The following is a 10,440-nucleotide window of genomic DNA, read 5'->3' as shown; positions in this document are numbered from 1 at the left end:
GGGGGGGCTGGGGGCCGCCTGCCAGTGGCGGGGGCCGACCCTGGCGATGTGCCAAGCGGGTCGTGGGGTCGCGACCGGGTGGTGGGGGGCGGATCGCCGATCATGCGTGGGTGTTGCACTTAACTTTGTTCACCCGCGAGGCCTAACAAGTCATTCGAACCGACGCCGCTTCGCGGCGCGACTTCACTTCGGCGTTAGCTCGCTCGAAGCAAAGCCAATAGGTCTCCAGGATGATTGACAGAATTCGCTCCCTCCTCAGGGCTCAGGCGCCGCTCGTGGAAAGATCGTTGCTTCCTGCCGCGAGTGCTGCGCAGTTGGAGGAATTGGAGGCGGTGGTCGGAGAGCCACTGCCGTTCGATCTTCTTCAGCTCTATCGGGCGACGGCTGGAAACGATCCCGAGGGCATCGCGAACTTCGCCTATGGACTCGTCTTCACAGATATCGACACTCTCTTGGCGAGACTCAGCGCCCTCCCCCGAGAGGGTGACGGTCATCCGATGGTATTTGCCGATCACGGGATCGCCGAGGGGTACAGTTTCGGGCGGCGGCGTCTGGAGATCGGCCATGACAGCGGGCGTTGCAAGATCCTCGTCGACTTGAGCCCGGTGGACGGGGGTGACGTTGGCCAGATCATTTTCGTGGACAGTGAGTCGGGCGTGGCCCTTAAACTGGCGGACTCCGTCTCGGACTATCTTCAGAACTTCGGAGACGACCTTTTCGCGGGTCGCTACTCGCTCCAAGAAGACGCGCTCGAAGAAGGCGTCGAATGGCTTCAGCCAGCTCGTGATATCGACGTCGAGAACTGGTACAACTCCCCGACGTGGCAATACGCTGCCCAAGTGGCGAAAAGCTGACGCATCCTGGGCGGCAGGTCGATAACTCCGTGGGGAGCTCAAGGCGGTGGGCATGCTGTATCCGCATAGTGCCGCTCAGGCAATCCTCGACGCGCGTGGCGGAAATCTGCTTTTTTGAAGCGGTGATCCAAACGGAGCTCCAGATTTCGCAGGCCAGGCAGTTCATCGGCCGGGAAAAATGGATCAATCGAGCGACAAGCGCTTCGGGCTGCGGGGGAACTCGAAGGGCAGGCCTCTTCTCAACGTGAGCCCGGAGTATCTGTCGCATACCGAACTCCACGATGAGCTGCACGTCGTCGCGGAACGAACCTGACCGCCCTCCTGAGCGGTGTGGCGTGGCGTGCCTCTCCAGCCGGCGCCAGGTCGAACAACGTGATGTGCCGGCCCGTTCGGATGCGGTCATCGCCGTTGGACCCGCCTGACAGCTCCGCCGACGCCGCTTTCGGCGGCAGGGCTCGCATGCGTGCGGGGCGTTCGGCCTTCTGGTGACCCACGATCGCAGCATCGGCGTGGGCGCCGCTGCGGTCGCGGCGGCGAGGGAGGCATCGATGCGATGGCGGCGCGGGCACCGGAATGTGTACCGTGGCCGCTGGAGTGTCGAGGCAGGAAGGTGTCCGCGTGCCCAGCTACGGAGCGAAGGATTCTGCACGGTATCGCGAGTCCCCGGCGCGGAGGCGCGCGGTGGCTGCCATCGTCCCGTTGCTGCTGGCGACCGGCGCGGCCCATGCCGTAGACGGGGCGACATCGTACTTCCCTGTCCACGACGTGCCCCGGTTCCTGTTCGACCACCTCGATGTCGCCACCTTTCGCAGTTCGCTGGGGCCGAAACGCAGCCTGGAACAGCGCACATTCGCCCAGATCTCGCCACCGCCCACTGAGGTGACCGACGACGCTTTCGAGGTGCGCGAGCCCGACTGGCTCCGCCGCCTGACGATCGTCGGCCGGGGCGACTTCAACCGCGACGGCATCGAGGATCTCGTCATCTGCCTGGAAGACCGCGCGTTGCGCGGAACGTACCTCGCCAGCCAACGATTGCTGGTCACCCGCTACGATGCCGCTTCGCTGGCGGTCGCCGTGCACTACGAGCCGCCCACGCTCGATGCCGGGGCCGGGTGTCTCGGCGCGGTGCCCGGGTAAGCCGGCGTCGGGCTGGAACCTGAGCCGGTCGCCGCCCGGAGAGAACGCGACGCACGTGCCAAGTGACGCTCGACAGGTGCAGGTGTCGGGAGATCCAGGCCTGAGGCGCGACCGCCTGGACAGGTGGTCCGTATCACCTGCAGTGCAGAGCATCGTCTATGTTCGCCGCGGATGTGCCGACGCCCCACACCAGGCTCGCCGAGGCGAATGGTCGTCGCGCCCGGGCGACATGATCGTGGAGAGTGGGGCGATGCTTGCGCAGCTCCGCCGGATGAGGGTTCGTGCCCGGCACTCGTCGAGCTCGCTGTGCGTTGAAATGCGTTGCTCGCGTTGCACATGTCGGGCCGATTGCTCGCGCAGGTGACGTTTCCCCGTGCGCAGGTTGCGCTCTGTCGTTCGCTGATTGCCCATCCCGCGGCCTTGCGGGGATGTGAGGGTTTCCGGGCGGCATCTAACGCATAGGATCAGGCAAGTCAGGGTGCGGCTGTTTCGAAAAACGGCCCTCCGGGTCGCCTTGGGCGGGGCGGCACGCCTTCGCGCAAACAGAGGGAGAGACGGTTTGAACTTCGTGATCAACCAGAAAGAGGTGTCGGTGGAATGCGAGCCCAGAACGTCCCTGCTGGATCTGCTGCGCGAGCATGTCGGGCTGACCGGGACCAAGAAGGGGTGCAATCAAGGTGCGTGCGGTGCCTGCACCGTGCTCGCCGACGGCAAGCGGATCAATGCCTGTCTGGCACTCGCGGTCCAGTACGAGGGCGTCGCCATCACCACGATCGAAGGGATCGGCACGGCCGACGCACCCCATCCGCTTCAAGCCGCTTTCATGGCCCACGACGGTTTCCAGTGCGGGTACTGCACGCCGGGGCAGATCTGCTCGGCGATCGGCATGGCGGCCGAGGCGGGCGAGGGGTTGCCGAGCTTCGAGAGCCAGGACATGCGCGCGAGTGCGGCGCCGCTGTCGAAGCTCGAGATCCGCGAACGGATGAGCGGCAACCTGTGCCGGTGCGGTGCCCATAACGGCATCGTCGACGCCATCGCTGAGGTGTACGGAGGTGCGCTGTGATCGATTTTTCCTACACGAGGGCGACGAGCGTCGCTGATGCGTTACGCGCGCAAGCTGCGACGCCAGCGGCGAAGTATCTCGGCGGTGGTACCAATCTCGTCGACCTCATGCGCGAGAACGTCGAACGCGCGCCCGCGCTCATCGACGTGCGCGCGCTGCCGGACAGCATCGATGCGCGGGAGGACGGCACCGTCTTGATCGGCGCCGGCGCAAGCAATACGACGGTCGCCGGCTCCGCGGTCATCCGCCAGCATTATCCGGTGCTGGCACAGGCGATCCTGTCTGGCGCGTCGGCCCAGATAAGGAATATGGCCACCGTGGGTGGAAATATTCTGCAACGCACGCGCTGCGCCTATTTCTACGACAGCTCGAGACGGTGCAACAAGCGCACGCCCGACAGCGGATGCGACGCGATCGAGGGGCTCAACCGCGCCCACGCCATTCTTGGGGCTTCCTCGTCCTGCATCGCCACGCATCCATCCGACATGTGTGTCGCGCTGGCCGCGCTCGATGCACGCGTGCATTTGCGGTCGGTTGCAGGATCGCGCGTCATCGGGCTCCGTGACTTGCACCGTCTGCCCGGGGCGACGCCGGACGTCGAGACGAATCTCAGGCCGGGCGAGCTGATCGAAGCGGTCGAGCTTCCGGCCGCGCCGGCCGGGTCGGCGTCGTTGTATCGAAAGGTTCGCGACCGGGCGAGCTATGCGTTCGCGCTGGTGTCGGTCGCGGCGATCATGCGCGTGGAGCGCGGCACGATCCTGGAGGTGCGGCTCGCTCTTGGCGGCGTTGCCCATCGCCCGTGGCGTTGTGAGGCTGCCGAAGCGGCGTTGTCCGGTCGTGCACCCACACGCGAGGCTTTCGAGGCGGCGGCCGCTGCCGAGCTCGAGCAGGCCCAGGCGCAGACGCAGAATGGATTCAAAATCGAGCTGGCGAAGCGCACCCTCGTCGCCACGCTCGAGGATGTGGCCGGGAGGTCGGCATGAGCGGTGTCCCGGTCGTCGAACGATGGGAACCCGGCAAAACGCCGGATGGCCTGCGAACGCGTCAGGGTGCGTTGGGCGCGCCGATGTCCAGGTTGGATGGGCCGCTTAAGACATCCGGTACCGCCGTTTTCACTGCCGAGACCCGGCCCGAGGGCATGTGCTACGCCTTCCTGGCGACGTCCACGATCGCCGCCGGACGGATCGTGGCACTGGATGTCGACGCAGCCAGGCGCGCACCGGGCGTGCTGCTGGTGATGACGCATGAGAATGCGCCCACCCTCGGCCGACCGGACCTGTTCGTGGAGAATCCCGTCGACGGGGCGGCCTTCAACCCGGTCCCGCCGTTGCAGGGCGACCGGATCGACTGGAATGGTCAGCCGATCGCGATGGTGGTGGCCGAGACGCTCGAGCAGGCGGAGTACGCCAGCCGCTTGGTGGTCGCCGAATACGCGATCGAAGACGGCCGGACCGATCTCGACGCGCTGCTGCACGAAGCCGAGCCGCCCGACAGTGTGCTGGGCGAGCCGGCGTGCCTTGCGCAGGGCGATGCCGAGGCGATGCTCGACGCATCGGCCTATTCGATCGATGCCGATTACCGATCGCCGCGAATGGCGCACTCGGCGATCGAGATCCATGCGTGCACCGTAGTCTGGCGGGGTACGCAGATGGTGTTGCATGACGCGAGCCAGCTGATCGGCGCGAGCCGGAAGGCGCTGGTCAAGATGTTCGATCTCGAGGACGACGCGCTGCATGTGGTGTCACCGTTCGTCGGCGGCGCCTTCGGCGGCAAGGTGCTCTGGGACCATCAGATCCTGGCCATCGCGGGTGCGCGCGCGTTGCAGCGACCGCTTCGCATGCTGCTGAGCCGGGAGGATGTGTCCCGCTTTACCGGGGGGCGTACCGAGACGCGACAGCGCGTGGCGCTGGGCGCCGACGAGGAGGGGAGGCTCACCGCACTCATCCACACCGGGACCGTCGCCAATGCCATGCATTCGACCTGGCCCGAGCAGTTCAGCTTTCCCGCGCGACATCTCTACGCATCGGAGACGGTGAAGATCGAGCAGCGGGTCGTGCCGCTCCACATGATGCCACCCGCCCCGATGCGCGCGCCCGGTGAGGCTACCGGGACGTTCGCACTGGAAAGCGCGCTCGACGAGCTGGCCGCAAAGATCGGTATCGATCCGATCGCGTTGCGCAAGCGCAACGAACCGCCACGAGACCCCTCCAGCGGGTTGGCATTCTCTTCGCGGCGCCTGGTCGAGATGTACGACAGGGGCGCGGAGCGTTTCGGCTGGTCGCAGCGCTCGGCCGAGCCGGGTCGTCATCGCGACGGCCGGTGGCGGATCGGCCACGGCATGGCGACGGCCTACTATCCGTATATCAGGGCGCCCGGTGCGCAGGTCGGCGTGGTGCTCGGTGTCGACGGATGCCTGACGCTGCGGTCGTCCGCGCACGAAATGGGGATGGGCACGGTGACGGTCCAGGTCCAGCATGCGGCGGAACGCTTCGGTCTGCCGGTGTCGGCCGTCGCCTTCGAATACGGAGATTCGCGGCTTCCAGCCGGGCCGGCGGCAGGCGGCTCGGCGCAGACGGTGTCGCTGCTGGCCGCGGTGATGGATGCCGCCGGAAAACTGAAAGATGCGCTGCTGCGCCTCGCCGGCGATGCCTCGCCACTGGCCGGACTGCAGGCGGACGACGCCGAGTTCCGGGCCGCGGGGCTGGGTCGGGTCGGCGACGACACCCGGTTCGAGACGTTCGCGGCGATCCTGGCGAGAGCCGGTATGGACCAGATCGCGGTCGAAGGTGTCGGCGCTGCGCCGGGAGAACTCGAAGCCCGTTCGATGCATTCATACGGCGCGCAGTTCTGCGAAGTCTGTGTCCACGAAGGCACGGGCGAGACGCGGGTGACGCGGTTCGTGGGCGCCTTCGATTGCGGCCGCATCCTCAACGCCAGGACCGCGGCCAGCCAGTTCCGCGGCGGCATCATCATGGGGCTCGGGCTGGCGCTGATGGAGGAGGTGCAGTTCGATCCGCGTTACGGCCGGATCATGAACCCCTCGCTCGGCGAATATCACATCCCGGTGCACCTCGACGTGCCCGAGATCGACGTGATCTGGAGCGATGTGCCCGACGCGTTCGCGCCGCTCGGCGCGCGAGGGATCGGCGAAATCTCGATCACCGGCGTCGGCGCCGCCGTGGCGAACGCGATCTACAACGCCACCGGGCGGCGAATCCGCGATCTGCCGCTCACGCTCGACAAGATCATGCGTTGACGGGCCCTGTGCGGAACCGACTATCCTCGGTGGCGATGCCGTGCATGCAAACTGACTGATGGTTCGCTACGAAATCGACAAAGAGACCTACCAGTGCGCGGATGCCTTGCCGCAGCCATTGGATCTCTCGAGCCGCGACGCGGGCTGGACATCGCTTCTCCTGGACCAGCACCGGGGCGGCGGCGTGCAGGAGGCGTTCACCACCCGATCGACCCCCGACCGGAAGCTGATCGTCTCGCTCGAGAGCTGCTTCGAGCTCGACATCAAGGTCGACGGGCGGTGGCGTCGGACGCTGCACGAGCCGGGAGTCGTGCGCCTGGCGCCTGACGGGTCGGGGGGCGCCGTGAGGCTCTGGCGCGCGTCCGGCGGCCGGGTGTTCCGCAGCGTCCATCTCTACCTTCCCGAGCAGCTCGTGCACGAAGCGGCCGATGAGTTGCGCAGAGCGGGGCGTCCGGCGTGTCTTCCCGACGCGCCCGTCATGAGGCCCGAAGTCGCCGTCACCGCGATGGTGCGTTCGCTGGTGAGCCAGCTCGGCCACGGCGCGCCGGACCTGTACGCCCAGGCGGCGGCGCACTGGCTCGCCCTCCATCTGGTCATGGACTTCGCGCCGCATCCGGCGCGCAGCACGTCGTCGCTGCTGCCGGGACCGCTCGGGGACCGGCGCGTGGCGCGGGTGATCGAGTTCATGACCGCTGGGCTGGACAGGCCGCTGACGTTGGACGATCTGGCCGCGGAAGCATGCGTCAGCCCGTTCCACTTCATCCGCCTGTTCAAACACAAGACCGGGCGGACGCCGGTCGCCTATCTGACCCGGCTGCGCATGGAGCATGCGCGTCACCTGCTCACCGCGACCGATCATGCCGTCGCCGAAGTCGCGCGCCTGTGCGGGTATGCGTCGCCTTCGCGCTTCACGGCCGCCTTCGTCGCGCATTGCGGCGCGACGCCCACCGATCTGCGCAGGGCGGCGTTCGGCGCGTCGGTGGATGTGGTCCGCGCCCCGTCCTCCACTCGCAAGCGCCGCGACACGTCGTGCGCCTCCACATCGTAGCGCGAGGCGTCGTACCAGGCCGCGTCGGTAGGGCTGGAGGCATCACAACGGAGTGCATCGGCTGGCGTCGCGGCCGGTCCGGCGACAGGATCACGCCGGCCGGGGATCTGTGCCTGCGGCGACGGCATGCCACGAATCGGTGCCGGTGATGCCAGAATAGCGGCACGGCGCAGGCCGGATCCGTACACAACATGCCGTCGTCCGCGGAGACGATGGCCCGTCCAGGAAGGATGCATGCAGACATTTCGCATCTATCGGCACGACACCCGTCCGGACGAGGCGGTCAAGGTCGGGCCGTCCTGGCCGGCGTTCTTCTTCGGGTTCTTCTGGTTGCTGTTCAAGCGGCTGTGGACGCCATTGCTGGTCGTGCTCGCCGTGGTGGTGACGGTGTCGCTCCTCGAATGGCTGCTGGCGACGGCGTTCCCCCGCGCGGAGTCGACGCTGACGTACGTGGTGACCGCGCTGTGCCTGGTGGGGTGGATGGTGGTCGCGATGCGCGGCAACCGCCTGAGGGCGTGGGTGCTGCGCTCGAAGGGCTACTGGCAGGCCGCGGAGGTCACGGCCATGGATGCCCAGCACGCACTGGCGCTGGCCACCGAAGGCGCGCCGGCGGCGACGGTCGCGGCCGGGCGACTCCCGCTGGTGGTGGCGGCGCTGATGGGCGGCGGAGGGCTGTGCGCATTCGTGGCGGCATTCTTCGCGTTCCGACAGAACGGCCAGGCGGGGCTGGTGTTCGCGGTCTTCGCCGGGGTCTTGATGGTGGCGGGCGCCGTCGTCCAGGCGATCGTCATGCGGCATGGGAAGGCGCCACGCGCGTGGCAGGCGGGGGACGCCGGTCATCGCCTCGACCGCTTCGAGCGTCCGGCATCGCCGGACGACGGCGCACGCCGCGAGGCACGGCGCTGGCGCTACGGCGCGCTCGGCGTGCTGGCGGTGACGCTGGGCCTGATGCTGTTCGCTCCCCTGGGCCTGTTCGACGCGGACAGCGGGCCCCGCATCCATCCCAGCGTGGCGCTGCATCTGGCCGCCCCCCCGGCCGGGCCGGATGCGCTCGTCCTGCCCTTGCGGACATCTCACGCCGATATGCCGTCCTGGCACTCGCCCGGTGAGACGACCGTGTCGCTACGACCGGAGCCGGTCGTTTCCGCGGACCACATCCGCCAGGTGCGGGCCACGTACGGGGAGGGCGGACCGGTCCTGGTGATGACGCTGAGCCGCGACGGCGCGCAGCGCCTGGCCGATGCCACGGCGGCGAACCTCGGAGGCGAGATGGCGCTGGTGGCGAACGGCGAGGTCATCAGCCTCGCGACGATCCAGTCCGAAATCGCGGGCGGCGAATTGATGGTGGCCGGTATCGGCACGGCAGGCGAGGTGCAGGCGCTCGTCGTGTCCATGCACGAGTGAGCGTGGCGGGCCGGCTGACTCCCGGACGCGTGCGTGCGGGCAGGTCGAAGAACGCCGGGGTCTCATTCGAATCACAGCCAGGAGGTCGCTCATGCAACAGGAAGCATTCGAGTACGTCGGGTTCTGGGCGCGTGTCGGCGCAGCCGCCATCGACACGATCATCGCCATGATCGTCACCACGCCATTGCTGTTGTGGATCTACGGCACCGGCTACTTCACCGACATCGAAGGCCCGCTCGTCGCAGGCCCGGCCGATGTATTGATCACCTGGGTCTTGCCCACGGTGGCGGTGATCCTGTTCTGGCTTCGCAAGCAGGCGACCCCCGGCAAGATGGTGATCGCCGCACGGGTCGTCGATGCGAAGACCGGCGGACCGATCTCGGTCGGCCAGGCGATCGGCCGCTATCTGGCCTACATCCCGGCGATGCTGCCGCTGTGCCTGGGGCTTATCTGGGTGGCGTTCGACCCGCGCAAGCAGGGCTGGCACGACAAGATGGCCGGCACCCTGGTCGTCCGCCCGCAGCGGGAAGGTGCGGCGCCGGTGAGGTTCGGGTCATGACGGTCCGTATCAGCGCGATGTCTCGTGACGGGCAGCGTGTGCGCGTTGGAGAGATCGCATGATGCCGACGGTCTCGCTGGTCGCGGGTGTTCTGTCCGCAGTGATGCTGTGCCTCACCTTGCTCGGGATGGGGTCGGTCTTCTCCGCGGAAATGCTGGCGGTCGTTGCCGTGGTGACCGGCATTCTCGACCGGAAGCGCCCACGTGCGCAGGCCGGGCTCGTGCTCGGGGTGCTGGTTCTCCTGCTGTTGCTGGTCATGTTCGCCGCGGCGACGTCGCTGATAGGGACAGGCGGTGACTGGAGTCGCTGGGACTCGAGCAGTGAGGATGTCTGGCTCGGGCGTACGTTCGAGCGTGTGGTGTGAGCAGGTGACTGGGATTGGTGAATGGTCACGCGATGAGCGCCGTCATCTCGGGCGATGGATCCGAGTGCTCAGTCTGCCGTCAACAATCCCCGCAATGCCTCGTGTGATACCACCTCATAGCGAGTGATGATCCCCTCCGGCCGCGGCAGCGCGGCCGGGTTGTACCAGCAGGTATCGAAGCCCATCGCGTGCGCGCCCGCGATGTCGGAATGCGGGTTGTCGCCGACCATCAGCACGCGGGCGGGCGCCGGTTCGCCCATCTCGCGCAGGGCGTGTTTGAAGATGTCGGGGTGGGGCTTGGCCTTGCCGACCTGTTCGGAGATCACCAGCACGTCGAAGCGGTCGCGCAGGCCGGTGTGTTGCAGGCGGGCTTCCTGCAGGTCGACGAAACCATTGGTGATGATGCCCAACCGCGCTCGGCCGCGCAGGGCGTCGAGCAGGGCGGGCACGCCGTCGAGCGGCGGGCAGGCCGCCACCATGCTGGCGAGGAAGTGCGCGTTGAGCTCGTCCGGGTGGATGCCGATGCGCGCGGCCCAGTCGTGGAAGCGTCGGCGCTTGAGTTCGGTGGCGGTGATGCGGCCGTGCTGGTAATCCACCCACAGCGGGCGATTGATGGCCTGGTAGGCGGCGTACTCGGCCTCGCCGAAGTCGATGCCGTGGCGGGCGAAGGTGGTGCGCAGGCCGAGCGGGGCATCGAAGTGGAACAGGGTGTCGTCGGCGTCGAACAACACCCAGTCGTAGGCGAAAGACATTGG

At 67.5% G+C, this 10,440-nt stretch carries 10 protein-coding genes; 9 read left to right on the top strand and 1 reads right to left on the bottom strand.

Translation table 11 applies throughout. The features are described from left to right. The first annotated feature begins 230 nt into the window (after positions 1–230). The 9 genes from RG19_RS09955 (at position 231) to RG19_RS09915 (ending at position 9,685) form a co-directional block, all read left to right on the top strand. Positions 231–854 (top strand): SMI1/KNR4 family protein, encoded by a 624-nt coding sequence (locus RG19_RS09955; protein WP_058835140.1) that lies wholly within the window; start codon positions 231–233, stop codon positions 852–854. A gap of 681 nt (positions 855–1,535) precedes the next feature. Next, positions 1,536–1,991 carry a hypothetical protein gene (locus tag RG19_RS09950; RefSeq protein ID WP_058835139.1) on the top strand — a complete coding sequence of 152 codons (456 nt, stop codon included), beginning with the start codon at positions 1,536–1,538 and terminating at the stop codon, positions 1,989–1,991. Positions 1,992–2,550: 559 nt separating this feature from the next. Beyond that, complete coding sequence (locus tag RG19_RS09945; protein ID WP_058835138.1) at positions 2,551–3,054, top strand: 2Fe-2S iron-sulfur cluster-binding protein; 504 nt, start codon at positions 2,551–2,553, stop codon at positions 3,052–3,054. Next, complete coding sequence (locus RG19_RS09940; protein WP_058835137.1) at positions 3,051–4,037, top strand: FAD binding domain-containing protein; 987 nt, start codon at positions 3,051–3,053, stop codon at positions 4,035–4,037. Before RG19_RS09945 ends, RG19_RS09940 begins: the two co-directional genes overlap by 4 nt. 83 nt (positions 4,038–4,120) lie before the next feature. After that, positions 4,121–6,310 carry a xanthine dehydrogenase family protein molybdopterin-binding subunit gene (locus tag RG19_RS09935; protein ID WP_202905330.1) on the top strand — a complete coding sequence of 730 codons (2,190 nt, stop codon included), beginning with the start codon at positions 4,121–4,123 and terminating at the stop codon, positions 6,308–6,310. Between the two features lie 58 nt (positions 6,311–6,368). Then, on the top strand, positions 6,369–7,358 hold the full coding sequence (locus tag RG19_RS09930; protein ID WP_058835135.1) for a helix-turn-helix domain-containing protein: 990 nt from the start codon (positions 6,369–6,371) through the stop codon (positions 7,356–7,358). A gap of 234 nt (positions 7,359–7,592) precedes the next feature. Further along, on the top strand, positions 7,593–8,762 hold the full coding sequence (locus RG19_RS09925) for a SecDF P1 head subdomain-containing protein (RefSeq protein WP_058835134.1): 1,170 nt from the start codon (positions 7,593–7,595) through the stop codon (positions 8,760–8,762). A gap of 91 nt (positions 8,763–8,853) precedes the next feature. Beyond that, on the top strand, positions 8,854–9,321 hold the full coding sequence (locus tag RG19_RS09920) for an RDD family protein (RefSeq protein ID WP_058835133.1): 468 nt from the start codon (positions 8,854–8,856) through the stop codon (positions 9,319–9,321). A gap of 58 nt (positions 9,322–9,379) precedes the next feature. Beyond that, positions 9,380–9,685, top strand: coding sequence for a hypothetical protein (locus RG19_RS09915; RefSeq protein WP_058835132.1), 306 nt, complete (start codon positions 9,380–9,382; stop codon positions 9,683–9,685). A 68-nt stretch (positions 9,686–9,753) separates the two neighbouring features. Here RG19_RS09915 and yjjG read toward each other — a convergent pair whose 3' ends face one another. Continuing rightward, entirely contained in the window at positions 9,754–10,437 is a 684-nt protein-coding gene (yjjG, locus tag RG19_RS09910; protein WP_058835131.1) for a pyrimidine 5'-nucleotidase, read from the bottom strand. Positions 10,438–10,440 lie beyond the last annotated feature (3 nt).

The organism is Luteimonas abyssi (assembly GCF_001482195.1).
GTDB lineage: Bacteria > Pseudomonadota > Gammaproteobacteria > Xanthomonadales > Xanthomonadaceae > Luteimonas > Luteimonas abyssi.
The sequence above is the reverse complement of the archived record's forward strand: the minus strand, read 5'-3'. Positions and strand labels throughout refer to the sequence as shown.